This is a genomic window from Litoreibacter sp. (assembly GCF_058136045.1).
The window spans coordinates 65059-90429 of the sequence record NZ_JBYVDD010000015.1 but is presented as its reverse complement, the minus strand read 5'-3'; the positions used below and the strand labels follow the sequence as shown (position 1 = coordinate 90429).

Sequence of the window (25371 nt, the reverse complement as noted above, 5' to 3'; positions counted from 1 at the left end):
GTGACAAAGCCAACCGTGACCGCACTTGATTTGCCGATGGTCGACCCGCTACCAGAATCTACGCAAAAGTTCTTTGATATTTGCCAAGAAAAGCTGGGCATGATTCCAAATGTTTTGCAGGCCTATGCTTTCGACATTGAAAAACTGAACGCCTTTTCGGGCATGTATAATGACTTGATGCTGGGTAACAGTAGCCTATCAAAGCTAGAGCGCGAGATGATTGCCGTTGCAGTCTCGTCAGTGAACAAATGTTTTTATTGCATGGTGGCCCACGGCGCGGCAGTTCGTGAGCTTTCTGGTATTCCGGAGCTAGGCGAGGCGTTGGTGATGAACTACCGCGTGGCTCCGATTGATGTGCGTCAGCGGGCGATGCTCGACTTTTCGGTGCAGATGACCGAGGCCAGCTATCGCATTGAGGAAGCTGACCGCGAGAAGTTGCGTATCGTCGGGTTTACTGACGCCGACATCTGGGACATTGCGGCGGTCGCCAGCTTCTTTAATATGACGAACCGTATGGCCTCGGCCATCGATATGCGGCCTAATCCAGAGTATCACGCGGCCCATAGATGAGGTTTGCGCTCACCCTTTGCTTGGTGAGCCTTACGCTTGCCATTCCAGCGTTCGCAAAGCTGGAATTGACCTTTCCGGGGTCGGCAACACAGACTTCCTCGAAGACGGAAAGTTTTGCCAGCTACAAGCTGCCGATTGGCCCATACGCGGACGGATTCGTGCAAACGTTGGTGGCAGAGGGGCAGCAAATCACCCAATCTTGGCGTGTTGATATTGGCGCAGGCACGTCATTGCTCGTGATGGATAACCTGCGCCAGCAACTTGAGGCATCTGGGTTCGAGTTGCTTTATGAATGTACAACGAACGTGTGTGGTGGGTTTGATTTCCGGTTCACAACAGTGGTGCTACCCGAGCCTGTCATGCACGTTGATTTGGGTGACTTTCGTTTCCTGTCGGCGCAGAGGTTAGGCAATACTTTGCCAGAGTACGTTAGTCTTTTTGTCAGCCGTGGGGCTGACAGTGCCTTTGTGCAAATGATACTTGTCGGCAGCCCGGATGATATAGATTTAACGGCAAAGTCTGGTGGAAAAGTGGCGCAGATTGCTCCAACCATTCCTAATATCGCGTTTGGATCCGTTGTTGAAACGCTGCTCCATGATGGTAGTGCTGTGTTGGATGACTTGCAGTTTAAGACGGGATCGTCGGCATTGGGGGACGGTAAGTTCCTGTCTCTTTTGGATTTGTCGAAATACCTTAAAGAAAACCCGGAAATTCGGATTGCCTTGGTCGGGCACACCGATTCTGAAGGCTCGCTTCAAGGAAATATAAACTTATCGCGCAAGCGGGCAAAATCTGTTGCGGCGCGGCTAGTTTCTGAGTTCGGAATTCCCAAAAATCAGGTTGAAGCGGATGGTGTTGGCTACCTTGCACCGCGCGCTAACAACCTTTCTAAGGAAGGCCGTGCTTTAAACCGAAGGGTCGAGGTGATAATCACCTCGACCCAAAGTTGATGCTGCCAAGCATCGGGGAAATTATGTCGTTCAGTTGCTCCAGGTGTCTGGGCCTTTTTCTTTGAAGGCTTCGACAAGGAAGTCGATGAACGTGCGTACCTTTGGCTGGGTATAGCGCCCCGGAGGATACACCGCATAGATGCCTTGTGTTTCCTTAGGTAGCTCTGGCATGGCCTCTTCAACCAGGCCTTGGCGCAGGGCGTCAGCGTAAAGGAAGCTCGGCAAGTAGGCGATGCCCAAGCCAGACACGCAGGCGTTCAGCAAAGATTGACCGTCATTGACCGTCAACCAACCTTGGGTGCGCACTTGGCGCTTCTCGCCGGATGGGGCGGTCAGTTTCCATACATTGCCAGCCGATTGGTTGGAATAATGTAGCAACTTGTGATCATTCAGGTCGTCAATCTTCTCGGGACGGCCAAATTGTTTGAAGTAGCCGGGGGCCGCGATCAGGCGTTTTGATGTTTCAGTTAGTTTCCGTGCTCGGAGCGAGCTGTCTTCCATCTCGCCAATACGAATGGCCAAATCGAAACCTTCGCTGATCAATTCCACAAAGCGGTTATTGAGTACCATGTTTACGGTAATATCAGGGTAGTCCGCCAGAAAGTCGCCCAATATGGGGGACATATGGTTCACACCAAAATCTGTCGCCACAGAGATACGCAACAAGCCAGTAGGTGCACTTTGCATGGAGGACACCAACGCATCCGCTTCGCCGGCATCATTTAATACGCGACGAGCCCGGTCGTAATAGGCAAGGCCAATTTCGGTTGGGCTGACGCGCCGTGTTGTGCGGTTCAGCAATCGTGCTCCAAGGCGGGATTCAAGGGATGAGACGTGCTTAGAGACGGCGGATTTCGAGATCCCCATCTTACGGGCAGCGTCGGTAAAGCCCCCTTGGTCCACCACGGTGGCGAATGCTTCCATTTCTGTCAGTCGGTCCATTCGGATTCCTCAACTACTCATGACGTTTGAGCTGTTATCGGGTCCAATTGGGGCAAGAATGGGATGTAGGTGAGACGATTCAGGGGTTTCTATAAGGATCGTTCATGGCATGGAAACACTGAAACAAGCGTTTCCAATAGTTGGTTACTTTTTACCTATAGGGATGCTGCAAGCCGTGTCCCTTGGTTAATGGCTCGTTTTGCATCCAATTCTGAAGCCACATCCGCCCCGCCAATCACATGGGGGGATTTTCCAGCTTGCTCTAATATATCCGCTAACCCACGCTGTGGAACCTGCCCTGCGCATAGAACAATCGTATCAACCTCGATCACGCGGGGGTTTTCGTGGGCTTCACCGTCCGAGACATGCAGCCCCTGCATATCAATTTTATCGTAGTTCACGCCGCCAATCATCTGCACGTTTTTCATCTGAAGTGTCGCGCGATGAATCCAGCCAGTAGTTTTACCCAACCGCTTGCCTAGTTTTTCAGACTTGCGTTGTAGCAACGTGACATGGCGAACGGGGGCTTCGGGTTGAGGGCCGCCTTCCGCCAAGCCGCCCCGTTTAACTTCTGGATCGGTCACGCCCCATTCTTCCATCCAAGCATCAAGATCCACGGTGGGGCTGGCATCGGTCACTAAGAATTCGGCCACATCAAACCCAATACCGCCCGCGCCAATAATAGCCACTCGTGGGCCAACTTTGGCCCCTCCACGCAGCACATCTATATAGGAGAGTACATTTGGACCATTTTGCCCGTCGATTTGAGGATCACGCGGTGCGACGCCCGTGGCGATTACAACTTCATCAAACCCGTCTAGCAGTTTTGGCGTTGCTTCGACCCCAAGGCGCACTTTGATCGTGCTTTTTGCGACCATCGTTTTGTACCAATCCACTAACCCGATAAATTCCTCCTTACCGGGAACTTTTTTGGCCATATTCAACTGGCCACCCAATTGATCGGCTCGATCGAACAAAGTCACTTTATGGCCACGCTCTGCCGTTGCCAGGGCCGTCGATAGCCCCGCGGGGCCTGCACCGACGACAGCAACAGTTTTGATGGGTTTCGCAGGTTCAATCAGCAACTCTGTCTCAAAGCAGGCGCGAGGGTTCACGAGGCAGGTGCTCATTTTCCCACCAAAGGTGTGATCAAGGCAGGCTTGATTGCAGGCAATGCAGGGTGCGATTTCGGTGGCGCATCCTGCCTCGGCTTTCGCAACAAAGTGTGGGTCAGCCAAAAAGGGGCGCGCCATTGACACCATGTCGGCGCAGCCATCCGCCAGAACCGCTTCGGCTACGTCAGGGGTGTTGATCCGGTTCGAGGTGATTACAGGGATTGAGACCTCGCCCATCAACTTCTTGGTTACCCAAGTGAATGCGCGGCGCGGCACGGAAGTCGCAATGGTGGGAATACGCGCTTCATGCCACCCAATGCCGGTGTTGATGATCGTCGCACCGGCTTTCTCGACCTCGCGGGCAAGTATCACGACTTCATCCCAGCTGGATCCATTCGGGATGAGATCAATCATGCTCAACCGAAAAATAACAATAAAATTGTCACCCACAGAGGCGCGAACTCGTTTCACCACTTCAATCGGCAGTCGCATCCGGTTCTCATAGGACCCACCCCAACGGTCCTCGCGTTTGTTAGTGTGGGTCACTAGAAACTGGTTTAGAAAATACCCCTCAGACCCCATGATTTCGACGCCATCATATCCGGCCTCGCGCGCGCGCGCGGCGGCGGTGGCAATGTCAGAGATTTGTTTCTCGATACCGTCCTCATCCAGCTCCTTTGGGGGAAACGGAGAGATCGGGGATTTGATGGCCGATGCGCTCACACACTCCGGCCCATAGGCATAGCGACCAGCATGTAGGATTTGCATAGCAATCTTGCCACCAGCGTCGTGAACGCGGTCTGTCACGATTTTGTGATTGGTAATGTCTTCGTCCGTGAATAGCCCCGCCGCACCGGGGAATACGCCACCTTCGCGGTTTGGGGCCATGCCGCCTGTGACCATTAAGGATACTCCACCACGCGCGCGCTCTGCATAGAACTCTGCCACGCGGTTCCAGTCTTTGGTTTCCTCCAGTCCAGTGTGCATTGATCCCATAAGGACGCGATTTCTCAACGTGGTGAAGCCAAGGTCTAAGGGGGTAAACAGATGCGGGTAGGGGGTCATAAAACTCTCCATAGTTAAGTGAAGCTTTACCTAGGCAGGTGTCTACGTCACCTAAAACGCAACGTCATGCGGTCCCATCTGATTGAATTCTCCCGAAAGGAGAGCAAAAATTTTACCCAGTTTCGACGCAATGACGCCGAAAGGCCTTTTTGAGCATATCCAGTTCCGCACGAAGCAGATCAATTTCGGCGCGGATATCGTCGGAGAGAACTTCACCGGTTAAAATAGTAAAACTGTCCAACGTGGCGCCTGTGGAGCTTTCCACAACTAGAAATGTTTGCACGCCATCAGTTAAAATATCTGCGGGGATGTGAAAACGAACATGCCACGTATTGCCGAGACTTGTGTCTTCGGTCACTGACAGCCCGCTTAGCTCTTTTTCCAGATGCACGATTACCAACTCAGGATGGTAATTTTCTTCCGTCTCCGCACTTAGTACGGCTTCATAAATGCCGGCTTGAATGCGGGTTTTGGTTAGGATTACGTTGCTCATCAGGTTGGCTCCCTAGAAATCAGCGCGGGGGCGGCGACTGAAAGTGATGTCACGCAGGTTGATTTCATTCATCTCCGGGCCTTCAAAAATTAGGTCTACCCATATGCGCTCTAAGCGTCGCTCGCTAAGCTTAGTATGGGCTAGATCGAATTCCACCACCATTTCGGATCCATCCAGCGGCAATTCACGTACAACCTGCTCCACGTTCGGGCCATATTTAATATTAAGGCGTGCAAAAATCTCCAGCGGCTTTTCGCTTTCAACTTCGGTTTCCATACGCAAAATGTGGTTTTTTCGTAGTCCGTTGGTGGCACTTTCGGGCAAGTCTAAAACAAGGCTCAGAAAGCTTCCATCGAACTTGAAAACATCCATGCGCAATCCAAACGGGGCCAAATCGCCTTCACGGGTGTTACGAACTTGGCGAAGGGTCAATTCAGATATCTGACAGTCATGGTATAGTGTTGCCACGTTGCCAATTCGAGTGCGACTTTCTACGGCAGCGATGCCGATTGGGGATACTGGACCGCGCCACAGTTCAGGTCTGTGGGCCCAATCTGACTGGGCGGGCTTGCGTATGGCGTTTGAGCCGATTCGGGGTAGTGTTAGTCGCGCGTCGGCCACATGGGTCACCTGATCAACGCGGCGGCGCATTTGACGAGCCTGAGTGCGCAAATGACGAAGTAGAGATAAGTCAATAGTTTCCGCATCTTGCACGGCTGATTCCCATCGGCGCAAGGAGCGGTGATGTAGCCGCCTCCGTACGAATTCTCGCAACCGATCCATCATGAGTGCTTTAACTGCCTTAAATTTTGCGTCTTACAGCGCTACCATTGTTTCTATATTGCAAACAATGGTTTCAACCAAATAAACGCCGCAAGAGTCCCGTGTTAGACACAGCATTCGGGTTGTCGACCTTTTTCGGGTCTTGCTCTGGAGCTTGATCCTCCAAAATGGATTTACCGAAGTCGTATAAGGTTTGCAGCCCATCGGCGCTGCTCAGGGGGGCATCTTTCAGGCCAATCACCGACAGTGCCACCATTGAATTTTTCACGTCAAAGTAGCCGCGCCAGTATGTGTTCGCAGTTCCAGGTAGCACTGGCTGCCCTTTCTCACGGGCATGAATGAAGAACGCTCCGTTGCGAGTAAAGCTGTCTAGCACTTCGATGCTTTTTGCATCCCCCGTTGCGCTTAGTGCAGCCTTGCCAGCGTCAGAGGAAAAGTACGTCGATAGCGCGACACCCGAGTCTGCGATGGAGGGCACCTGACGCCCCGATGGTAGCACTGTTGCGGTGGCGATAGCGTTGACAAAGGGCTGTGGCAGCTCCTTGTCCCCGGTGATTGCGGCACAGTTTCCGAAGACTACAAAGGCTTGGCTTGGGCGGTGCTTGGATGATTTGGGGTCAACGCAAAACCCGGTTGGCCCGCGTAAAACAACGCGGTCCGATGTTACGATGATCTCGCTTTGCGATTTGTAGACACCATTCCCTGCACTAAACCCGGCCAGCGGGTCATCCCCGCAAGCCGTAACGCATAGCAAAACCAGTGCCGTTAGTATTCCCCGAAGTGGCATATATTCAGAGATCCATGTAGATGTGTTTTTCCATCTTGGCACCGGGATGGCTACACGCGCCCAGTTTGGCAGAGCCAACCAGTTGTGCATATTTCCACAAAGCACCCGAAGCATAAATCGTCTCGCGTGGGCCTTTCCAATCGGCTTTACGCGCAGTTAATTCATCATCCGTTAATGCGACGTTGATCTCGCCGGTTAGGGCGTTCAGCGTGATGACATCGCCATTTTGCAGCATGGCAATAGGCCCGCCGTGTGCCGCCTCTGGCCCCACGTGACCGACACAAAACCCGCGTGTTGCGCCGGAAAAACGCCCGTCGGTGATCAAAGCAACTTTTTTGCCCATGCCTTGACCGGACAAAGCTGCGGTGGTTGCTAGCATTTCGCGCATACCTGGCCCGCCTGAGGGACCCTCGTTGCGGATAACCAGCACTTCACCCTCTTTGTATTCACGCTTCTGAACGGCTGCAAAAGCCTCTTCTTCGCATTCAAATACCCGCGCAGGGCCGGTGAACATCTGGTGTTGAGCTTCCATGCCTGCGACCTTCACGATCGCGCCTTCTGGCGCAAGGTTACCCTTCAAGCCGACAACACCGCCGGTTTTAGACAGTGGCTCGCTGATGGAATAAATTACCTTGCCGTCAGCTTCCAGCTCCACGCGGTCGATTTCTTCGCCGATGGAATAGCCCGTCGCGGTCATGCAATCCTCGTTGATTAGACCCGCTTTACGCAGCTCCTTCATGATCACAGGAACGCCTCCTGCTTCATAAAGGTCTTTGGCCACATATTGGCCACCCGGTTTCAGATCGACAAAATATGGCGTGTCGCGGAAGATTTCGCATACGTCATCCAGATCAAAATCAATGCCAGCTTCATGTGCCATTGCAGGAAGATGCAGACCGGCATTGGTCGAGCCACCCGTACACGCCACAACCCGCGCCGCATTTTGCAAGCTTTCCAGCGTCACGATATCACGCGCACGGATGTTCTTCTCTAGCAGGTTCATCACGGCCTGACCCGACGCAATCGCGTAGTGGTCGCGGCTTTCATATGGCGCAGGGGCACCGGCGGAATTTGGCAAGGCCAAGCCGATAGCCTCGGAAACACAAGCCATGGTGTTGGCCGTAAACTGACCACCGCACGCACCAGCGGACGGGCAGGCAACGCGTTCCAAAGTGCGCAATGCCTCGTCGGACATATTGCCCGCCTGATGTTCGCCCACAGCCTCAAATACATCTTGCACAGTCACATCTTTGCCGTTCAGCCGACCCGGCAAGATCGACCCGCCGTAAATAAACACCGACGGCGTATTTAAGCGGATCATCGCCATCATCATGCCGGGCAGTGACTTGTCGCACCCAGCCAGACCCACAATCGCGTCGTAGCAGTGGCCGCGCATGGTCAACTCAACCGTGTCGGCAATCGCTTCGCGCGATGCCAATGAGGACCGCATGCCTTCGTGGCCCATTGCGATGCCGTCGGTCACAGTAATGGTGGTAAACTCGCGCGGCGTGCCGCTGCCTTGTTTAACGCCTAGTTTTACCGCCTGCGCCTGACGGTTCAGTGAAATGTTGCAAGGTGCGGCCTCGTTCCAGCAGGTGGCGACACCCACGAACGGTTGGTGAATTTCCTCATCCCCAAGGCCCATCGCATAGAAATACGACCGGTGCGGCGCGCGCGATGGCCCCTCAGTTACATGGCGGCTGGGCAGATTGGTTTTGTCGGTGGGTTTCTTCAGCATGGATGCCTCCCTCAAAAGCGTTGCGAATGGAATAATACCCAAGCCCCATAGGTACAAGCGCGATTGCGCAGGATTGACGAGAGGGGTAGCGTTCCACAAAAATCGAAAGAGGCAGTAGCAGATGCACCGTAACGAGGCTTTCAACGCGTTCATTTCCCCAGCTAAGGACGATTTCGCTTTGTGGCGTACGGGTGTCACCTTCTTGGGTGGGATTGTGGTCTACCTTTTCTGGAGCGCGATCTTGCTGTTTGGCGTTGGAGTGATTTTGGGTGGCCGGTATGGTTTGCCTGACACGATGCGAATCGTTGAGGGAGTGGAGTTGGGCGCAACGCCGCTTCAAATGGCAATGCTCCTTGCGACGTTCATTCCCATGGTGGGTGCAGCGATGTTGATGGTCATTTTGTATGGCCGTTCTCCCATGTCATTGTTTGGCCCGCGGAAAAATTTCTTGCGCTATTTTGTTATCGCGGCGGCGATTATAATAGCATTCAATATGCTTTATTTTGCCCTTGTCAGGGTCTTTGGGGCCGATGATCTGGCTCCCCATCTGCCGTTGGCGACATGGGCTTGGAACTTGGCGTGGGTCGTGCCCTTGCTGCTCATACAAATCACGGCAGAGGAGTTGGTGTTTCGCGGCTTCTTGGTCCAACAGCTGGCATCGCGATTTAAAAGCCCAATTTGGTGGATGGTTCTGCCATCCGTAATATTTGGCCTTGGCCATTTTGACCCTTCAATAGACCCTATTCTTGCCATAGCTTTGGTTTTCTCAACAGTAATATTTGGAATCATTGCCGTCGACTTGACCCGACAAACGGGTAGTTTGGCTGCCGCAATGGGACTTCATTTTGCGAATAACTTCGTGGCCATGCTGATTGTCGCTACGCCTGATAAAATGTCGGGTCTGGCGCTCTTCCATTCAAGCATTTCGATACATGATACTGACAAAATGCTACCTCATGTTGTTATCGGCACGGTGGTGCTTGTTGTCATTTGGTTAATAGCCCGCCGCGCGCTACGTTGATTGCATTTCCGCCGCACCACGATTAACTGGACATAAGCAACGGGAGCAGACCCTCATGAACTGGATTTCCAACTACGTCCGGCCGACCATTAATTCACTTTTCTCACGCCGCGAGGTGCCAGAGAACCTTTGGACCAAATGCAATGAATGCGGCACGATGCTGTTTCACCGGGAACTGTCCGACAATCTGAACGTGTGCAGTAATTGCGACCATCACATGGCCATCACCGCGCGGGATCGGTTCAAAACACTGTTCGACGGCGGAATTTTCTCCGAGGTGGACGTACCAGAACCAGTTGCTGATCCGCTCCAATTCCGTGACCAAAAGAAATATCCTGACCGTATGAAGGCCGCGATCAAAAAGACTGGCGAAAAAGAAGCCATGTTGGTGGCCGAGGGTGAAATTTTTCGCACGCCCATTGTAGCCGCTGCTCAAGACTTTAGTTTCATGGGCGGGTCCATGAGCATGTATGTTGGCAACGCTATCATCGCCGCAGCCGAGCGCGCTGTAGTATTGGGCCGCCCGCTGGTGCTGTTTTCTGCCGCTGGTGGCGCGCGCATGCAAGAAGGTATTCTTGGCCTGATGCAAATGCCGCGCACCACGATTGCTGTTGAAATGCTTAAAGAGGCGGGCTTGCCCTATATCGTCGTTTTGACCCACCCGACAACCGGCGGGGTCACGGCCTCCTACGCGATGCTGGGTGATGTTCAAATTGCAGAGCCAAACGCGTTAATCGGCTTTGCAGGCGCGCGCGTAATTGAACAAACCATCCGAGAAAAGCTGCCCGAGGGCTTCCAGCGCGCAGAATATCTATTGGATCACGGCATGTTGGATCGCGTGACCCACCGCAAGGATATGAAAGACGAGCTGGTGACCATCATTCGTATGCTCATGGGCCAAGCCCCTGCGGTGAAGGGTGATTTGCCTGCACCTGAGGCTGAAGCAGACGCTAAAGCAGCGGACACCACAGGTTGACCCAAAGTAGCGACGCCATCCTCGACCGGATGATGGCGCTTCATCCTAAAATTATTGACCTGACGCTGGACCGCATGATCCGGCTGTTGGAAATTTTAGACCACCCGGAAGCAAAGTTGCCGCCGGTAATCCATATCGCAGGGACCAATGGAAAAGGCTCTACGCAGGCGTTTATCCGTGCTGGGTTGGAAGCCTCTGGCAAGTCCGTCCATGCATATATATCGCCACATCTGGCGCGCTTTCATGAGCGTATTCGCTTAGCCGGAGAGCTGATTTCTGAGGAGTATCTGAGTGAAGTACTTGATGAATGCTACACTTCCAATGGTCCCGAACAGATCACATACTTCGAGATTACAACTGTTGCTGCCATGCTGGCTTTCAGCCGTGTTAGAGCCGATTATACTCTTCTAGAGGTCGGCCTTGGCGGACGATTAGATGCGACCAATGTGATTGGTAATCCGGCCATATCCGTCATCACTCCTATCTCAATCGACCACGAATCTTTCTTGGGCGACACCCATGCAAAGATCGCGTTCGAGAAGGCCGGAATTATCAAGCGCGGCGTTCCATGTGTCGTTGGTCCGCAACCTGAAGAAGTCATGGATGTGATCGAGGCTCAAGCTATGAAACTTGGCGCGCCGTTGCTGGCCTATGGTCAACATTGGCATGTGTACGAGGAGCGAGGCCGTCTGGTTTTCCATGATGAACGCGGCTTGATGGACTTGCCATTACCGACGCTTCTTGGTGCTCATCAAATCCAAAATTCTGGGGCCGCTTTGGCCGTTCTACGCCATTTGAACATAGGTGATACGGCTTGTGAGGGAGCCATGCTGAACGCCGAGTGGCCCGCTCGAATGCAGCGTTTAAAAACGGGTCCATTGATTGAGGCCGCTGTGTCGGCAGAGCTTTGGCTTGACGGTGGGCATAATCCCGCCGCTGGTAAGGCGCTAAGCGCACTGCTCCAGTCCTTGCCGCCAAAACCGACGCATTTGGTTTGCGGGATGCTCAATACTAAAGATGTGCGCGGCTACATGGCGCCACTGGCGAAAGTTGCCACCACACTTCACGCGGTGCCAATTCCCGGAGAGCAGGCTACTTTGTCTGCCGCTGATACCGCCAGCGCTGCGCGTGATGTGGGACTGAAAGCGTTTGAGGCAGAGACTGTCCTTAGTGCGATTAACCACATTACCTCGCAGGGCCCGAACGCACGCATTCTGATTTGCGGGTCACTTTATCTGGCGGGTGGGGTGCTGCGTCAAAACGGCTAATTTTTTCTGACATAAAGCTGACGTCTACTCGGCACCCCATTCAACGTCCTGCATCTCGCGCAAACGGGATGCGGTCCGTTCAAATTCAAACACCCCTTCGCCTTCTAAATACAACCGCTCTGGCGTATCCGCAGCCGAGCAAATCAGCCGGACTTTCCCTTCATACAAGGCATCAATCAACGTCACAAAACGCTTGGCCTCGTTGAAGTTATCTCGTGACAGACGGGGAATATCTTCTAGTACCAAAACCCGCACAGCGTCGGCCAAAGCTAGGTAGTCCGCAGCCCCTAAAGGTTGGCCGCAAAGGTCAAAAAAACTGGCCCGCGCTATGCCATTGCGAAAAGCCGGAAGGGAGACATCCCGGCCCTTAACGCGCAGCACCAACGGCTCGGCTTCTCCACCAGTAAGGCTTTGCCATATATTAGAAATTTTTGCCTTCGCAGCAGCATTTGTAGGAGAGAAATAGACTTGCTCACCCGCTAGTCTATCTTGGCGATAGTCGTTCTCGGACGCTAATTCATGCACGTCTAACCGAGTTTTTATCAATTCAATAAATGGCACAAAAAGGTTGCGATTCAGCCCGTTTTTGTACAATTCATCCGGCGCTCTGTTCGACGTTGTCACGATCACCACATCGCTCGCAAACAAATTTTGAAACAACCGCCCCACGATCATCGCATCGGTGATATCCGATATCTGCATCTCATCAAAACACAGCAAACGCACATTACGCGCGATATCCTCTGCCACTGGTTTGATGGCGTCATCCACACCAGCTTTGCGAGCTTCATGCATCGCGTTGTGGACTTCCTGCATGAACGCATGAAAATGAACCCGTCGCTTCCGTGGCTCTGGCGCGTAGTCGTAAAAAAGGTCCATTAACATGGACTTGCCCCGGCCAACACCGCCCCAAATGTACAGGCCTTTTACAGGGACTTCATCAGTCCCAAACAATCCAAACAGCTTTTTCTTGCCCGTGCTTTGTGCCATGCGTTCCGCAATGTCATCAAACAAAGGCAACACAGCTTGTTGGGCCGGGTCTGACGTTATTTCGCCGGCTTTGATCTTTGCCTCGTAGGCTTTCGTCAGGAGCATAAATTCTGTCTCATCACTATTGCTTACCTGATGTCGCAATATTCTTGAATTGACGCAAACTGGAAATTCACAGAAGTTCGCAAAATGACACACACACGCACACCAATATTCACCCCGGTTTTAGTTGTAGGCTGCATTATTATGATGCTGGGGTTCTCGATCAGAGCAAGTTTTGGGGTTTTTCAAATCCCCATCGGTGAAGAGTTTGGCTGGCCGCGCGCAGATTTCAGTTTGGCGATTGCGATACAAAATCTGGCATGGGGTATTGGGCAACCGATATTTGGAGCAATCGCCGAGAAATTAGGGGATCGAAAAGCTATCGTATTGGGCGCGCTTTTCTATGCAGCGGGCTTAGTTCTGTCCTCTTTTGCAATCACACCGGAGGCGCATCAACTGTATGAAATTCTGGTGGGTTTCGGGATTGCGGGTACGGGTTTCGGAGTTATTTTGGCGATGGTTGGGCGCGCATCTTCGGATGAAAACCGCTCTATGGCGCTAGGTATTGCGACCGCGGCCGGGTCTGCGGGGCAGGTGTTTGGTGCCCCCGTCGCGGAATATCTCTTGGGTGTTTTTTCGTGGCAAATAGTGTTTCTTATCTTTGCCGCTGTTATGTTGTTGTCGCTGTTTGCATTGCCCTTTATGCGCGCCCCAACCGTGTCGCGGGAAGGACTAGAAGAAAGCTTAGGCACCGTCCTGAAACGGGCTTTCAAAGATCCGTCCTTCACGATGATTTTCCTTGGATTCTTTTCCTGCGGATACCAGCTAGCCTTCATTACGGCTCATTTTCCAGCTTTCATTACTGAGATATGTGGCCCGATCTCTGCGGGCGGGTTACTGGCTGGAATGGGTATTACTTCGACCTCTTCTTTGGGGGCATTATCCATCGCACTGATTGGCGCGGCAAACATAGGCGGCACGGTCTTGGCCGGTTATTTGGGCAAGAGGTATTCCAAAAAGTATCTGCTAGCGGCAATCTATACTGGCAGAACGGTAATTGCCGCATGGTTTATTTTAGTACCAATGACGCCGACCACGGTCATCATTTTTAGTCTTTCTATGGGCAGCCTATGGCTTGCAACTGTGCCCCTGACGTCAGGTTTAGTGGCCCATATTTATGGATTGCGCTATATGGGGACGCTCTATGGGATCGTATTTTTCTCTCATCAATTGGGGTCGTTCTTGGGTGTATGGCTTGGTGGGCGGCTTTATGACCTCACAGGAAATTACACTTTGGTGTGGTGGATTGGGGTGGGTGTCGGCGCGTTCAGTGCGATTGTACACCTTCCCGTGCGGGAAAAACCGTGGTCCGCTCAACCAGTATAGACCACTGGAAACCAGTCCTTGCGCAGTTTTTCGCCTGTAGACATGCCGTGTCCGGGAAATGGCGGCGAGGTTCGGCCGGGTCGCTCCATATATCGTGCATTATCCCCCAAAAAACGCAGTGATAGCGCGCGGCGTCGGTTGTTTGTTTCATTGCCGCGTGCACCATGGGCCGTTCGGTAGTCGAACAGCACTGCGTCACCCGGTTCCATGGGCCACCCGAGAACCTCACTGTCCGACGGGCTTGGCACGTCCATCCACTCGTCATTCGAGGCGTAAAAATCGCTGTTGTCGGCCCATGAAACTGGCCGCACCAATCGGTCCCATTTGTGGGAGCCTGCTATGAATTGTAGGCTGGCCTCCCGAACCGGATCCAATGGAATCCAAAGGCTAACAGTTTGCGATCCTTTAACAAAATAGTAAGGTGCATCCTGATGCCAAGGCGTGGGCTTTGGGGTGCCCGGTTCTTTGACTAAAACGTGATCATGAAATATCTGGGCGGTATTTGACTCCATGGCGCGTGCAGCAAGTTCTGCTGCGGGGCTATTTCGGATAACGTTATCAAATTCTGGGATGCGCTGCCAATTGCAGTAGTCATCAAAGAACCGCCCTTGGGTTACGGCATTTTCCGATGCGTACTTGCCCGGTTCGCGCATATTGCGCTCGATGCCTTCGGCCATGATTGCGACCCAATCCTTGAAGATGCAGCGGACAACAACTGCCCCATCACGCTGAAAATCTGTAATTTGCTGAGCGGTAATCATCGGGTTCTCCATTGGTCCAAAATATAGCGGCAAGTCATTAAGTCCAAATGCGCTCCACCACCATTCTTGCAAATAGTGATGTCATTTTGCGCACGTGTAAACGCGTTTGGAGAATAGAAATCTGCAATCACGTGGTCTTTGGAGATGGCGCCTGAAGCGAGTGGTGCCTTCAATTCGCCTATGTGGTTCAGGGTCGTGGCGAAGCTGTCCACAAATAGCTTGGAGCGCTGCAACGCCAAGTCATCTACTTCGCGCATGTCGGGCCGATAGGCCCCGATGAGGTCAAGGTGTTGGCCCGGCTGCAACCATTCTCCCTTCAAGATCGGGTTGGTCGCCATCGTAGCGGTGCAGATGATTTGTGCCTGTGCAACTCCGGCCTCTAAGTCGTCCTCGTGGGTTGCCTGATGAAGTTTAGCAAAGTTGGCAGCATTGGTGGTATTTCTGCCCCACACAAGGAACTTTGCGTGGGGGAAGGCGCTGCGATATGCATCGACCATGTTGCCCGCGACGGTGCCTGTTCCAATGATTAGGATGACTTGGGGATCGGGGTTAGCCAACAACTTTGCCGCATAAAGGCTGTCGCCTGCGGTTTTCCATTTAGTGACCAAGTGGAAGTCAATCAGGGCCTCCAGCTCGCCAGTTGTGTCCGAGAATAATGAGACAGAGCCATTGACCGCAGGTTTGCCACTGTCCTTGTTCTTGGGGAAAATTGTTGCTGACTTGACGGCCAGCCCCAAGCCATCGATCCAAGCAGAGCGTGACAGTAAAGTATCTGCGCCGCGGTACAGAAAAGTGTCACCGATTTCGGCTTTGGGAAGGGAATGGCCCTTTGCAAGAGCAGTCGTTAACCCGTCCCAGCTTATGACAGATGAGCCCTCGTCATAGCTGATGACCTCAATGGTCACGCGGCGGCTTCTTCGGCGGTCAAGAGCCCATGGGATACTAGGCAGTCAGCCCAGCCCTGTGGGTTTTCAAACAGGTGAGCGTTCCATCCGCGCGCGCGTGCGACTTCGATATTATCATGCCGGTCATCGGCGAAAAGCAATGTTTCGGGGGCTAAGCCGCAGTCGTCTTCGACCATTTGGTAGATCGTGGGGTCGGGTTTAATGACCTTCATATGGCCCGAGATGTAGCGTCGGTCGAATTCGCCCAGATAGCTATAGATCGTTTCTGCGTAGTCGAAGCTCTCGATGCCGAAATTGGTCAGGGCGAAAACAGGTATGCCTTTGGCACGTAATGTGCGCAGTAACTTGACAGAGTGCTCGATGGTAGGTGCGGCCATCTCGATCCAGTGATCGTGCCACATTTCAATTTCGGCTCGCCATTCAGGGTAGGATTCAGCCGCCTTATAGATCGTTTCTTTGAATGGCCCGCCAAGATCAACTAGGTCATTCATGGCGTGGAGGTCGACGTCTGCGAACATCGCGCGGCGACGGTCCTTGCCAATGGCGCGATCATAAAACCGCTCGGGTTGCCACTCGATCAATACATTGCCGATGTCGAAAATTACCGCCTTAATCATGCGTAAAGGGCCTCCGCGTGGAAGGTGATATGGTCTTCCATAAAGGTTGAGATGAAGAAGTATGAGTGGTCGTATCCGGGTTGCATTCGGAAGGTGATTTGCTGCCGCCGCGCGGCTGCAGCCTGCGCTAGTGCTTCTGGCTTTAATAGATCGAGGAATTGATCCTGCGTCCCGGTGTCGATCAGTATTGGCCCATCAAAACCGCGCTCTGCCATTAACTGGCTGGCATCATGTTCGGCCCATTTTGCTTCATCGGTGCCGAAATATGCGGTGAACTGTTTGCGGCCCCAGTCGGATTTGGTCGGATTGCAAATAGGTGCAAAGGCAGAAACGCTGGCAAAGCGCCCAGCCTCTTGCATCGCAATGGTGAGTGCGCCATGCCCGCCCATGGAATGGCCTGTGATGGCCTGTCGCGATTGGTCCAGCGCAAAATTTGAGAACACCAGATCGGTTAAATCCTTTGTGATGTAGTTATACATCTGAAAGTGTGAGGCCCAAGGGCTTTGCGTCGCATTCACGTAGAAGCCCGCGCCTTGTCCAAGGTCAAAGGCCTCGTCATTTGCCACGCCTTCACCGCGCGGGGAAGTGTCTGGGAAGATCAAGGCAATGCCCTGTTCGGAGGCCCAAGATTGTGCATTTGCTTTGACCATGGCGTTTTCGTGGGTGCAGGTCAGGCCTGACAAGAACCATAGGACTGGAACCGGGCCGTCTTGCGCTTCGACGGGCAGGAAAAGCCCAAAGGTCATATCGCAATCACAACTGTCAGAGCGGTGAGAATAGACACCTTGTACTCCGCCAAAGCATGCGTTTTGGGAAATCGTTTCCATGTGGTCTCCTTTAACTAATCCATCCGATGACCAGCGAAACGGTTAAGATGCTGGCGGCAGTTGAAATGAGGATACTCGCGGATACCCGGGTCGGGGCAACCCCATAATGCTGTGCGATCATATAAACATTGCCTGCAACGGGAAGGGCAGCCGCGGCGATCATGACCGAAGCGGCATAAGGCTCAACCGGATACAACCATAAAGCTGACACCGCGACGGTGGCAGGATGAAGCACTAGCTTCGAGAATGCTAACCATGATGCAACCTCAAGACGTTCCGCTGATTTGGAGGCGAGCGAGGCCCCGATGGCGAACATTGCTCCGGGTGTTGCGGCCCCACCCAGAATTGATAGGAATTCGTTGAATGGTTCGGGGAGTGGTAAGGTTGATGCGGACCATGCGAAACCCAGAACAATTGAGACTATCATGGGGTTTTTGAGCAATCCGACCCCTACGGTTCTCAGAACTCCGGCGGACATTCTTCCATCGCGCGAACCGACGATTAAGATGACTACGAGGCTCCCAAAGAAGATCAAGTCGACGGCTAAGGTCATCATGACCGGCCCGATTGCACGTTCGCCCAAAAGTAAAACCAGCATGGGGACGCCCAAAAACCCGACATTGCCGATGACACCGCATTGGGCCTCAATCGCGGCCTCCTCAATGGATCGTCGGCGTAGCAATGCGACAGCCGTGACGACCAAATAGATGATGGCAGTAGCCCAAAAGTAGGCAAGAACGTAGGTCCAGTCGAGAATTTCAGCCAGTGACAAGTTGGCCGAGAACCGAAACAGCATGGCTGATAACGCGAAGTAGAAGACGAACTTGGTGAGGTAATTGGTGGCTTCCGGGGAGAAGAAGTTAGTACGCCCAGCGCCATATCCCACACCGATGATGGCGAAAAATGGAATGGTTTTCAGAAAAATTTCTATCATTTCAAACCCCGTTACCACGGCGACGGAGGTTGTGACAGTGACTTAGCCACTACCGATCAGAATACCGACAGCTAAGACAAGGGCCCCGCCAAATACGACTTGCAAGGCGGCTCGAAAAAAGGGGGTCTCCATAAAGCGGTTCTGGATCCAGGCAATGGCCCAGAGTTCTATAAATACCACCACAGCCGCGATGCTTGTGGCGGTCCAAAAGTCGGTGATCAGGTAAGGCAGTGCGTGCCCCAAGCCACCGATTGTGGTCATGATGCCGGACGAAAATCCGCGTTTCCAAGGGGACCCTCGGCCGGAAAGCTGCCCGTCATCCGATGCGGCTTCAGTAAATCCCATGGATATGCCTGCCCCGACGGATGCAGCAAGGCCAACGAGGAAGGTCTGCCAGGTGTCTCCGGTTGCAAAAGCAGCGGCAAAAATGGGGGCCAGAGTTGAGACCGATCCATCCATAAGCCCCGCTAAGCCGGGCTGGACCCATGTTAATAAGAACTGGCGATCGGCCTCTGAATCTTCAGTCTCAAGAGTTTTACCGTCGAGGGCTGCGGTGAGGTCAGTGGCCTTTTGCTCGTGGGCGGCTTCGGCGGCGGCAAGATCCCCAAGTAACTTGCGCGTATTGGCATCTGTCGTTTGTTTCGCGGCAAGCTCATAAAAGCGCTGGGCGTCGCGCTCCATTTGGCCGGCTTGTTGGCGGATTTTGTCTAGTCCCAGATTTTCGATTAGCCAAATGGGTGACCGCGCATAGAAGCCAGCAACGTGTTCGCGGCGTAAAAGCGGGATTACGTCGCCAAAGCGGGATTTGTGCAACTCGATTAGTAGCTGCCGATGGGTGTCTTCTTCTGAGGCCATTGTTTTAAAAATTTCGGCACTGCCGGGGAAGTCTTCGCGTAGTCGCTCCGCATACCCGCGATAAATGCGGGCGTCATCTTCCTCTGAAGAAATCGCTAGAGCGAGAACTTCTTGCTCGGTTAAGTCCGAGAAGCGGCGACGGAAGGTGACGGTAGGGAGCATGACAGTCTCTTTATTAGAATGATTCTAAGTTAGTGTAAATGGCCAGTAATTCAAGTATTAAATAAATGAACTGATCGGTTCAGTTTGCACTTGAATAACTAAACCGATCAGTTTAGTTAAAGGTAAGAGCCGAGTCGCTCACCATTGAAGGATCAAAGCTATGAACATTCTCAAACCAGCGCTGATTGTAGCCGTTATTGTTGCATCTAGCCCTGCCTTGGCTGGCGGTGTCCCGGCATTTCCGTACCTGCCGAATTTGACTTTCCCGTCTCAGGCAGAGCCAGTGACAAAGGCTGATACCCCCGCTGTAGGTTCTCTTGCGGCTAAATGCACCGTTTTGGAGCGCTCTATAGGCGTTCCACCCAATACTTGTGGCACTTTGTCTCGTGATGAGCTGGTGAAACGCAAGTTGGCCCACGACGATTAGCTCCCCCTAATCATGTCGTGTGTAGGGCGAGCCTAAACGGCTCGCCCTTTGCATCTCGGCAAAATCTTGCCGAAACTGAACTGTATGGTCTATAGTCTCGGTTGCAGTGCTGGGGGACTCCAAATTGAACGTAAATTCGCCTGAAATTAAGCGTGGCCGTAAATATGAACAAGTCGTAGCGGGTGCGCGAGGCGTTTTCCTAGCGCAAGGATTTGAAGGGGCTAGCGTAGATCTAATCGCGCGGGAAGCTGGCGTATCCAAGGCCACTCTTTACAGCTACTTTCCTGACAAGCGGATTTTGTTTATCGAGGTTGCTAAGCAAGAGTGTGCAAAGCAAGCGGACCTTGGCATTCAAATTGATGCGCCTGACACCCCTGCGCGTGAGATGCTCACGCATATGTCGCATAAGATTATGGATATCCTGACGTCAGATTTTGCGCAGCGGATTTTCCGTATTTGCGTCGCTGAATCTGAGCGGTTTCCGGAATTGGGTCGCGAGTTTTACACGTCTGGGCCACAAGTGATGGAAGAGCAGCTTGCAAAGTATTTTGTTCACGCGTGTGAGCGTGGCGAGTTAAAGATTGAGGACATCAATCTTGCTGCCCAGCAGTTTGAATCCCTGCTGAAGGCGGATGTTTTCGTCAAGTTGGTGTTCAACATGATCGAAAAGCCTACAACGGCAGAAATCAACCGCGTCGTTGACGGCGCAGTCGATATGTTTTTGGCTCGCTACGGAGTTTAGCCCTTAGTAAACAACCACGGATCTGATCGACTTACCTGCGTGCATCAACTCGAACCCTTTGTTGATGTCCTCCAAGCCCATGGTGTGAGTGATCATTGGGTCGATCTCAATTTTGCCATCCATGTACCAATCCACAATTTTTGGCACATCAGTCCGGCCACGCGCACCGCCAAAGGCAGTGCCGCGCCAGCTTCGGCCAGTGACAAGTTGGAAGGGACGCGTACTGATTTCCGCACCAGCGGAGGCAACACCAATGATGATCGATTCCCCCCATCCTTTATGTGCAGCTTCAAGCGCGGTGCGCATGACGGAGGTATTTCCGGTGGCGTCGAATGTGTAGTCCGCGCCGCCTTTGGTGAGGGCCACCAAGTAGGCCACTAAATCCCCATCCACCTCGGAGGGGTTCACAAAGTCGGTCATGCCGAAACGTGTTGCCATTTCAATTTTGGACGAGTTCAAATCAACGCCGACGATTTGGTCTGCGCCGGCAAGGCGTAACCCTTGGATGACGTTTAGGCCGATGCCGCCCAAACCAAACACGATAGCGCGCGATCCTATCTCAACCTTGGCGGTGTTGATAACGGCTCCGATGCCGGTTGTGACACCACACCCGATGTAGCAAATCTTGTCGAAAGGCGCGTCTTTGCGGACTTTGGCCAGCGCTATCTCGGGCAGAACAGTATGGTTGGCAAAGGTGGAGCACCCCATGTAATGCAGAATAGGCGTGCCATCGAGCATAGAAAACCGCGAGGTGCCATCCGGCATAAGCCCGGCCCCTTGTGTGGTGCGGATCGACTGGCACAAGTTCGTCTTAGGGTTAAGGCAATATTCACATTCACGACACTCAGGAGTGTAGAGCGGGATAACGTGGTCTCCGACTTCCAGAGAAGTCACTCCGAGCCCAACCTCGACCACCACGCCCGCACCCTCATGACCAAGAATTGCGGGGAACAGGCCCTCTGGATCATCTCCTGACAAGGTGAATTGGTCCGTGTGGCAAATTCCGGTGGCCTTCATCTCGACCAGAACTTCGCCAGCGCGTGGGCCGTCCAAATTTACCTCCATGACTTCCAGAGGTTTCCCTGCTTCAAGAGCGACGGCAGCAGTGGTGCGCATATTGTGTTCCTTCCTAAGGTGTTGCGGCCAACTTTGCGCATCGGACCAGTGAAATCAATTGCCAAAGATTTGCGCAAGCGACGCCAACTCCTTAAACATCTCTTATGCGATTCCTTTTACCCTGCCTTTTTGTGCTGTCTGCCTGTGGTGGCCAACCTGCCAATCTTGATGATTACGATGGCGAACCACGCTGTGGTGCGGAAGATTATTTTTACCTGCTGGGTAAGAAGGCGTCGGCGCTAGAGGGTGTTAAGTTACCTCGCGCGGCGCGTGTGCTACGTCCTGAGGACGTGATTACCTTGGATTTTAGCCCTGATCGGCTGACCATCGACATCGACACGTCAAATCGTATTTCCAGCATTACTTGTCGCTAATGTTTGGTAAACTAGGCCTTGGGCATCCCGCTTAGATCTTTCATGTCTAGCCTTTGCCAGCCCTCATAATCAGGGTAGAACCGCATAATGGCGAAAGCGGCAAAAACATCTTCAAAGAAAACCAGATCGGCAAAACCCAAACGCTCGGTGTTTTGGTGGATTGGTGTTGTGCCGTACATGGCGGTGCGCTGGGCATGGCGTTTGGTGGCGGCGGCAGCAGTTTTTGTGCTGCTCATAGTTGTGCTCTATACTGTCGTTAATCCAACCAGCACGATCTACATTATATCAGAGACTTGGCGGCTGGATGAGACACGCCGGGAGTGGCGTGATTTCGAGTCTATTTCACCGCATATGCCCCATGCAATTGTCGCCGCAGAAGACGCCAATTTTTGCAATCATTGGGGTTTTGACATGGCGGCTATCCGGGATGCACTAGAGGATGGAGGCGGGCGTGGGGCTTCGACAATCTCACAACAAACGGTGAAGAATGTGTTTCTTTGGCACGGGCGTAACTGGGTTCGAAAGGCATTGGAGGCTGCGATAACGCCAGTGATGGAGGCGGTCTGGACTAAGCGCCGTATCCTAGAGGTCTATATGAATGTGGCTGAGTTTGATGAAGGTATTTTTGGGGTGGGTGCTGCTGCCCCTTGGTATTTTGGTGTGGACGCCAAAGATATAAGCCCGCGCCAAGCGGCACTTTTGGCGGCAGTTCTGCCAAATCCCAAAGGTCGATCCGCCAAGCGCCCCACTGCATATATACAAAAACGCGCGCGCTCTATTGCATCCGGTGCGGCTACGATCCGCGCGGATGGGCGCAATGGGTGTTTCGATGGTTGAAAATTCTGCTCAACATTGCGATGACAGGTGGGTAGAATTCACCCATCGGACGCCACAATGAATCGACTGTATCACGCCCCGCTTTCCCCATTTTGCCGTAAGGTGCGCCTAGTGCTGGCAGAAAAGAAGGTTGAAGTTGAGTTGGTGGAGGAGCGGTATTGGGAGAAAAATGCCGATTTCATGCAGCGAAATCCAGCAGGTAAGGTTCCAATCCTGAAAATTGATAGCCAAACCTTGAGTGAAAGTCAGGCTATTTGCGAATATCTTGAAGAGGTGCTGCCTGACCCACCTTTGCTGCCTAAAAAGCCAGAAGATCGCGCTGAGGTTCGGCGTTTGGTTTTTTGGTTTGACGATAAGTTTCACCAAGAGGTGACATCAAAACTGCTGTACGAGCGGGTGAATAAGAAACTTATGGGGCAAGGGTATCCAGAAAGTCGAAACGTAAAGCTGGGCGCGAAAAGTATAAAGTATCACATTGATTACATGGGGTGGTTGCTGGATCAGCGCCGCTGGTTGGCTGGTGATCAACTGACTTTGGCGGATTTTACCGCTGCCGCGCATTTTTCCTGCCTTGATTATATCCGTGACGTGGATTGGAACCGCAACGCGAACGTTAAAGATTGGTACGCCAAGATCAAATCGCGCCCCGCTTTTCGCTCAATCCTAGCAGATCAGGTGCCGGGCTTTATTCAGCCGCCGCATTATGCGGATCTGGATTTTTGAATCTGAAGGACCGTTTGCGCGCGCAAGCGCTGGCAGAAGGGTTCACAAAAATGGGCATTTGCCGGCCCGATTCTATCCCTGAAGCCGCTGCGCGCTTGGCCACCTATGTTGATGAGGGGCGGCATGGGCAGATGGAATGGATGGCGGAGCGCATGGTATGGCGTGGAGACCCGACCGCGCTGTGGGCGCAGGCAAAATCTGTTATTATGTTGGCGGAAGTGTACACGCCGGACCATGACCCGCTTGAGACTCTAAAGCAGAGAGATCGGGCTGCGATCTCTGTTTACGCGCAAAACCGAGATTACCATGATTTGGTTAAAAAGCGCCTGAAACGGGTTGGGCGTTGGTTGATTGATCAAGGTGAGGGCACTGAGATCAAGGTTTTTGTGGACACGGCACCGGTTATGGAAAAGCCTTTAGCACAAGCTGCGGGGCTTGGATGGCAAGGAAAACACACCAACGTTTTGTCACGTGATTTGGGCAGTTGGTTTTTTCTCGGTGCAATCTTTACTACCGTTGAATTAGAGCCTGACACCGCCCAAACTGACAATTGTGGCTCCTGCACTGCATGTTTGGACATCTGTCCAACCAAGGCATTTCCGGCCCCGTTTCAGTTAGATGCACGTCGCTGCATTTCATACCTGACGATTGAACACAAAGGGCCTGTTGATGAAGATTTACGTGCCAACATGGGGAATCGAATTTACGGGTGCGATGATTGCCTTGCGGTTTGCCCTTGGAACAAGTTTGCCCAAGATGCGACAGAATTACGCTATGCCGCACGCGACGACTTACGCGCGCCCTCATTAACCGAGCTGGCTGCGCTTGATGACACCGCCTTTCGTGCTAGGTTTTCTGGCTCGCCAATAAAACGCATCGGGCGGGACCGTTTTGTCCGTAATGTTCTCTATGCCATTGGAAATTCAGCAGATCGATCTTTGGCTGAGGCGGCCCGCGCTCACGTGGATGCCCCGGATAATGCTATTGCAGACGCTGCGCGGTGGGCATTGGAGCGAATATGACGCATTTATTAAGCTTCGGTCATGGATACTCGGCGCGCGCCTTAAGTCAGCGGTTGTTGCCAAAGGGTTGGAACGTAACTGGAACGGTTCGATCAGTGCAGAAGGCTAAAGAATTGAGCGATGAGGGCGTTCACCCTTTGATTTGGTCTGGCCCAAACATTACCGTACCTTTATCGCGTGCCACACATCTATTGATCTCAACCGCGCCAACAGAGGATGGCGATCCGGTTCTAGCAGAATTTCTCGAACAAATTTCACAGGTTTCCAATCGCCTAAAGTGGGTTGGCTATTTGTCTACGACGGGTGTCTATGGGGATCATCAGGGCGGATGGGTTGATGAAGCCACGCCGCTTACCCCATCTACTAAACGTGGACAGCTTCGGGTCAAAGCCGAAGCGGAATGGCAGGGATTGGCGGCAGATGTAGGCTTGCCGCTTCATATTTTCCGGCTTGCAGGAATTTATGGCCCGGGCCGAGGTCCATTTGCTAAAGTAAGAAGTGGAACCGCGCGGCGTATCATTAAGAAAGATCAAGTGTTTAGCCGCATTCATGTGGAAGATATTGCGCAAGTATTAGAGGCTTCAATTCGTCAACCTAACCCGGGTGCGATTTACAACCTGTGCGATGATGATGCCGCCCCTCCGCAAGATGTGATTGGCTATGCTGCGGAGTTGTTGGGATTGCCCCTTCCGGTGGCGGAAGAATTCGAAACGGCGGAGATGTCGTTCATGGCTCGTAGTTTTTACGTTGAGTCAAAGCGGGTTAAAAACGACCGGATTAAAGATCAGTTGGGTGTGACGCTGCGCTACCCAAATTACCGAGCCGGATTGCAGGCCCTTTTGGCGGATGAAGCCAGTAAACACAAATTTGTGACGATAAAATAAGTAGATTCCGGTGATATAGGTTTTTCGTTATAGTTGCCAAAAAATGGAATGGTAAACAA

28 protein-coding genes are annotated in these 25371 nt (G+C 52.7%); 13 read left to right on the top strand and 15 right to left on the bottom strand.

Annotated elements, in window-relative coordinates:
* Together AC3Y7R_RS16025 and AC3Y7R_RS16020 are read left to right on the top strand one after the other, a co-directional pair.
* On the top strand, window positions 1-570 hold the full coding sequence (locus tag AC3Y7R_RS16025; RefSeq protein ID WP_490043074.1) for a peroxidase-related enzyme: 570 nt from the start codon (window positions 1-3) through the stop codon (window positions 568-570).
* The gene (locus AC3Y7R_RS16020) at window positions 567-1520 is read left to right on the top strand and encodes an OmpA family protein (protein WP_490043073.1); all 954 of its coding nucleotides are present in this window, start codon (window positions 567-569) and stop codon (window positions 1518-1520) included. The genes AC3Y7R_RS16025 and AC3Y7R_RS16020 overlap by 4 nt, the downstream gene beginning before the upstream one ends.
* 30 nt (window positions 1521-1550) lie before the next feature.
* Here the strand turns inward: AC3Y7R_RS16020 and AC3Y7R_RS16015 are convergent, their stop codons facing one another.
* From AC3Y7R_RS16015 to ilvD, 6 genes are all read right to left on the bottom strand, one after another.
* Window positions 1551-2462, bottom strand: coding sequence for a LysR family transcriptional regulator (locus AC3Y7R_RS16015; RefSeq protein ID WP_490043072.1), 912 nt, complete (start codon window positions 2460-2462; stop codon window positions 1551-1553).
* A gap of 155 nt (window positions 2463-2617) precedes the next feature.
* On the bottom strand, window positions 2618-4642 hold the full coding sequence (locus tag AC3Y7R_RS16010) for an FAD-dependent oxidoreductase (RefSeq protein ID WP_490043071.1): 2025 nt from the start codon (window positions 4640-4642) through the stop codon (window positions 2618-2620).
* A 112-nt stretch (window positions 4643-4754) separates the two neighbouring features.
* Window positions 4755-5135: a hypothetical protein gene (locus AC3Y7R_RS16005; protein ID WP_490043070.1), complete on the bottom strand. Its 381-nt coding sequence runs from the start codon at window positions 5133-5135 to the stop codon at window positions 4755-4757.
* Between the two features lie 12 nt (window positions 5136-5147).
* Window positions 5148-5921, bottom strand: a complete 774-nt coding sequence (locus tag AC3Y7R_RS16000; RefSeq protein WP_490043069.1) for a DUF6478 family protein — start codon at window positions 5919-5921, stop codon at window positions 5148-5150.
* Between the two features lie 70 nt (window positions 5922-5991).
* The gene (locus AC3Y7R_RS15995) at window positions 5992-6705 is read right to left on the bottom strand and encodes a hypothetical protein (protein ID WP_490043068.1); all 714 of its coding nucleotides are present in this window, start codon (window positions 6703-6705) and stop codon (window positions 5992-5994) included.
* A 4-nt stretch (window positions 6706-6709) separates the two neighbouring features.
* Window positions 6710-8443, bottom strand: coding sequence for a dihydroxy-acid dehydratase (gene ilvD / locus AC3Y7R_RS15990; RefSeq protein WP_490043067.1), 1734 nt, complete (start codon window positions 8441-8443; stop codon window positions 6710-6712).
* A gap of 121 nt (window positions 8444-8564) precedes the next feature.
* Between ilvD and AC3Y7R_RS15985 the strand changes: the two genes are divergently transcribed.
* Genes AC3Y7R_RS15985 through AC3Y7R_RS15975 form a run of 3 tightly spaced genes read left to right on the top strand, consistent with a single transcriptional unit; the run spans window position 8565 to window position 11708 of the window.
* On the top strand, window positions 8565-9464 hold the full coding sequence (locus tag AC3Y7R_RS15985) for a CPBP family intramembrane glutamic endopeptidase (protein WP_490043066.1): 900 nt from the start codon (window positions 8565-8567) through the stop codon (window positions 9462-9464).
* A 55-nt stretch (window positions 9465-9519) separates the two neighbouring features.
* Window positions 9520-10440: an acetyl-CoA carboxylase, carboxyltransferase subunit beta gene (gene accD, locus AC3Y7R_RS15980; RefSeq protein ID WP_490043065.1), complete on the top strand. Its 921-nt coding sequence runs from the start codon at window positions 9520-9522 to the stop codon at window positions 10438-10440.
* Window positions 10437-11708, top strand: a complete 1272-nt coding sequence (locus tag AC3Y7R_RS15975) for a bifunctional folylpolyglutamate synthase/dihydrofolate synthase (protein ID WP_490043064.1) — start codon at window positions 10437-10439, stop codon at window positions 11706-11708. Before accD ends, AC3Y7R_RS15975 begins: the two co-directional genes overlap by 4 nt.
* Window positions 11709-11732: 24 nt before the next feature.
* On the opposite strand, the gene zapE is transcribed toward AC3Y7R_RS15975, so the two are convergent.
* The gene (zapE, locus tag AC3Y7R_RS15970) at window positions 11733-12803 is read right to left on the bottom strand and encodes a cell division protein ZapE (RefSeq protein ID WP_490043063.1); all 1071 of its coding nucleotides are present in this window, start codon (window positions 12801-12803) and stop codon (window positions 11733-11735) included.
* 84 nt (window positions 12804-12887) lie between these two features.
* Between zapE and AC3Y7R_RS15965 the strand changes: the two genes are divergently transcribed.
* Complete coding sequence (locus tag AC3Y7R_RS15965) at window positions 12888-14126, top strand: MFS transporter (RefSeq protein WP_490043062.1); 1239 nt, start codon at window positions 12888-12890, stop codon at window positions 14124-14126.
* Here the strand turns inward: AC3Y7R_RS15965 and AC3Y7R_RS15960 are convergent.
* Genes AC3Y7R_RS15960 through mbfA form a run of 6 tightly spaced genes read right to left on the bottom strand, consistent with a single transcriptional unit; the run spans window position 14114 to window position 19187 of the window.
* Window positions 14114-14899, bottom strand: a complete 786-nt coding sequence (locus AC3Y7R_RS15960; RefSeq protein ID WP_490043061.1) for a phytanoyl-CoA dioxygenase family protein — start codon at window positions 14897-14899, stop codon at window positions 14114-14116. The genes AC3Y7R_RS15965 and AC3Y7R_RS15960 overlap by 13 nt on opposite strands.
* On the bottom strand, window positions 14884-15792 hold the full coding sequence (locus AC3Y7R_RS15955; RefSeq protein WP_490043060.1) for an ornithine cyclodeaminase family protein: 909 nt from the start codon (window positions 15790-15792) through the stop codon (window positions 14884-14886). Before AC3Y7R_RS15955 ends, AC3Y7R_RS15960 begins: the two co-directional genes overlap by 16 nt.
* Complete coding sequence (locus AC3Y7R_RS15950; RefSeq protein ID WP_490043059.1) at window positions 15789-16409, bottom strand: HAD family hydrolase; 621 nt, start codon at window positions 16407-16409, stop codon at window positions 15789-15791. The genes AC3Y7R_RS15955 and AC3Y7R_RS15950 overlap by 4 nt, the downstream gene beginning before the upstream one ends.
* Window positions 16406-17236 carry an S-formylglutathione hydrolase gene (gene fghA / locus AC3Y7R_RS15945; protein WP_490043058.1) on the bottom strand — a complete coding sequence of 277 codons (831 nt, stop codon included), beginning with the start codon at window positions 17234-17236 and terminating at the stop codon, window positions 16406-16408. The genes AC3Y7R_RS15950 and fghA overlap by 4 nt, the downstream gene beginning before the upstream one ends.
* A gap of 10 nt (window positions 17237-17246) precedes the next feature.
* Window positions 17247-18170: an AEC family transporter gene (locus tag AC3Y7R_RS15940; RefSeq protein WP_490043057.1), complete on the bottom strand. Its 924-nt coding sequence runs from the start codon at window positions 18168-18170 to the stop codon at window positions 17247-17249.
* Between the two features lie 42 nt (window positions 18171-18212).
* Complete coding sequence (mbfA, locus tag AC3Y7R_RS15935) at window positions 18213-19187, bottom strand: iron exporter MbfA (RefSeq protein ID WP_490043056.1); 975 nt, start codon at window positions 19185-19187, stop codon at window positions 18213-18215.
* 160 nt (window positions 19188-19347) lie between these two features.
* Here mbfA and AC3Y7R_RS15930 point away from each other — a divergent pair, with 160 nt between their 5' ends.
* Complete coding sequence (locus AC3Y7R_RS15930) at window positions 19348-19614, top strand: hypothetical protein (RefSeq protein WP_490043055.1); 267 nt, start codon at window positions 19348-19350, stop codon at window positions 19612-19614.
* 124 nt (window positions 19615-19738) lie between these two features.
* Window positions 19739-20356: a TetR/AcrR family transcriptional regulator gene (locus AC3Y7R_RS15925; protein ID WP_490043054.1), complete on the top strand. Its 618-nt coding sequence runs from the start codon at window positions 19739-19741 to the stop codon at window positions 20354-20356.
* A gap of 3 nt (window positions 20357-20359) precedes the next feature.
* Here AC3Y7R_RS15925 and AC3Y7R_RS15920 read toward each other — a convergent pair whose 3' ends face one another.
* The gene (locus AC3Y7R_RS15920; RefSeq protein WP_490043053.1) at window positions 20360-21472 is read right to left on the bottom strand and encodes an S-(hydroxymethyl)glutathione dehydrogenase/class III alcohol dehydrogenase; all 1113 of its coding nucleotides are present in this window, start codon (window positions 21470-21472) and stop codon (window positions 20360-20362) included.
* A gap of 104 nt (window positions 21473-21576) precedes the next feature.
* Between AC3Y7R_RS15920 and AC3Y7R_RS15915 the strand changes: the two genes are divergently transcribed.
* Entirely contained in the window at window positions 21577-21846 is a 270-nt protein-coding gene (locus tag AC3Y7R_RS15915) for an I78 family peptidase inhibitor (RefSeq protein ID WP_490043052.1), read from the top strand.
* Between the two features lie 11 nt (window positions 21847-21857).
* On the opposite strand, the gene AC3Y7R_RS15910 is transcribed toward AC3Y7R_RS15915, so the two are convergent.
* Window positions 21858-22082 carry a hypothetical protein gene (locus AC3Y7R_RS15910; protein ID WP_490043051.1) on the bottom strand — a complete coding sequence of 75 codons (225 nt, stop codon included), beginning with the start codon at window positions 22080-22082 and terminating at the stop codon, window positions 21858-21860.
* Between AC3Y7R_RS15910 and mtgA the strand changes: the two genes are divergently transcribed.
* Genes mtgA through AC3Y7R_RS15890 form a run of 4 tightly spaced genes read left to right on the top strand, consistent with a single transcriptional unit; the run spans window position 22072 to window position 25312 of the window.
* Window positions 22072-22683 (top strand): monofunctional biosynthetic peptidoglycan transglycosylase, encoded by a 612-nt coding sequence (gene mtgA / locus AC3Y7R_RS15905; protein WP_490043050.1) that lies wholly within the window; start codon window positions 22072-22074, stop codon window positions 22681-22683. The genes AC3Y7R_RS15910 and mtgA overlap by 11 nt on opposite strands.
* A gap of 57 nt (window positions 22684-22740) precedes the next feature.
* Window positions 22741-23406 carry an FtsZ-binding protein FzlA gene (gene fzlA / locus AC3Y7R_RS15900; RefSeq protein WP_490043049.1) on the top strand — a complete coding sequence of 222 codons (666 nt, stop codon included), beginning with the start codon at window positions 22741-22743 and terminating at the stop codon, window positions 23404-23406.
* 2 nt (window positions 23407-23408) lie between these two features.
* Window positions 23409-24428, top strand: a complete 1020-nt coding sequence (gene queG / locus AC3Y7R_RS15895; protein WP_490043151.1) for a tRNA epoxyqueuosine(34) reductase QueG — start codon at window positions 23409-23411, stop codon at window positions 24426-24428.
* Window positions 24425-25312, top strand: coding sequence for an SDR family oxidoreductase (locus AC3Y7R_RS15890; RefSeq protein ID WP_490043048.1), 888 nt, complete (start codon window positions 24425-24427; stop codon window positions 25310-25312). Before queG ends, AC3Y7R_RS15890 begins: the two co-directional genes overlap by 4 nt.
* The last annotated feature ends 59 nt before the right edge of the window (window positions 25313-25371 follow it).

Bases quoted from the DNA above. Each gene is read 5' to 3' on its own strand.
- AC3Y7R_RS16020 (WP_490043073.1), top strand. From the start codon at position 567: ATGAGGTTTGCGCTCACCCTTTGCTTGGTGAGCCTTACGCTTGCCATT.
- AC3Y7R_RS16015 (WP_490043072.1), bottom strand. From the start codon at position 2,462: ATGGACCGACTGACAGAAATGGAAGCATTCGCCACCGTGGTGGACCAA.
- AC3Y7R_RS16010 (WP_490043071.1), bottom strand. From the start codon at position 4,642: ATGACCCCCTACCCGCATCTGTTTACCCCCTTAGACCTTGGCTTCACC.
- AC3Y7R_RS16005 (WP_490043070.1), bottom strand. From the start codon at position 5,135: ATGAGCAACGTAATCCTAACCAAAACCCGCATTCAAGCCGGCATTTAT.
- AC3Y7R_RS16000 (WP_490043069.1), bottom strand. From the start codon at position 5,921: ATGATGGATCGGTTGCGAGAATTCGTACGGAGGCGGCTACATCACCGC.
- AC3Y7R_RS15995 (WP_490043068.1), bottom strand. From the start codon at position 6,705: ATGCCACTTCGGGGAATACTAACGGCACTGGTTTTGCTATGCGTTACG.
- ilvD (WP_490043067.1), bottom strand. From the start codon at position 8,443: ATGCTGAAGAAACCCACCGACAAAACCAATCTGCCCAGCCGCCATGTA.
- AC3Y7R_RS15985 (WP_490043066.1), top strand. From the start codon at position 8,565: ATGCACCGTAACGAGGCTTTCAACGCGTTCATTTCCCCAGCTAAGGAC.
- accD (WP_490043065.1), top strand. From the start codon at position 9,520: ATGAACTGGATTTCCAACTACGTCCGGCCGACCATTAATTCACTTTTC.
- zapE (WP_490043063.1), bottom strand. From the start codon at position 12,803: ATGCTCCTGACGAAAGCCTACGAGGCAAAGATCAAAGCCGGCGAAATA.
- AC3Y7R_RS15965 (WP_490043062.1), top strand. From the start codon at position 12,888: ATGACACACACACGCACACCAATATTCACCCCGGTTTTAGTTGTAGGC.
- AC3Y7R_RS15960 (WP_490043061.1), bottom strand. From the start codon at position 14,899: ATGGAGAACCCGATGATTACCGCTCAGCAAATTACAGATTTTCAGCGT.
- AC3Y7R_RS15950 (WP_490043059.1), bottom strand. From the start codon at position 16,409: ATGATTAAGGCGGTAATTTTCGACATCGGCAATGTATTGATCGAGTGG.
- fghA (WP_490043058.1), bottom strand. From the start codon at position 17,236: ATGGAAACGATTTCCCAAAACGCATGCTTTGGCGGAGTACAAGGTGTC.
- AC3Y7R_RS15940 (WP_490043057.1), bottom strand. From the start codon at position 18,170: ATGATAGAAATTTTTCTGAAAACCATTCCATTTTTCGCCATCATCGGT.
- mbfA (WP_490043056.1), bottom strand. From the start codon at position 19,187: ATGCTCCCTACCGTCACCTTCCGTCGCCGCTTCTCGGACTTAACCGAG.
- AC3Y7R_RS15930 (WP_490043055.1), top strand. From the start codon at position 19,348: ATGAACATTCTCAAACCAGCGCTGATTGTAGCCGTTATTGTTGCATCT.
- AC3Y7R_RS15920 (WP_490043053.1), bottom strand. From the start codon at position 21,472: ATGCGCACCACTGCTGCCGTCGCTCTTGAAGCAGGGAAACCTCTGGAA.
- AC3Y7R_RS15915 (WP_490043052.1), top strand. From the start codon at position 21,577: ATGCGATTCCTTTTACCCTGCCTTTTTGTGCTGTCTGCCTGTGGTGGC.
- AC3Y7R_RS15910 (WP_490043051.1), bottom strand. From the start codon at position 22,082: ATGAGCAGCACAAAAACTGCTGCCGCCGCCACCAAACGCCATGCCCAG.
- fzlA (WP_490043049.1), top strand. From the start codon at position 22,741: ATGAATCGACTGTATCACGCCCCGCTTTCCCCATTTTGCCGTAAGGTG.
- AC3Y7R_RS15890 (WP_490043048.1), top strand. From the start codon at position 24,425: ATGACGCATTTATTAAGCTTCGGTCATGGATACTCGGCGCGCGCCTTA.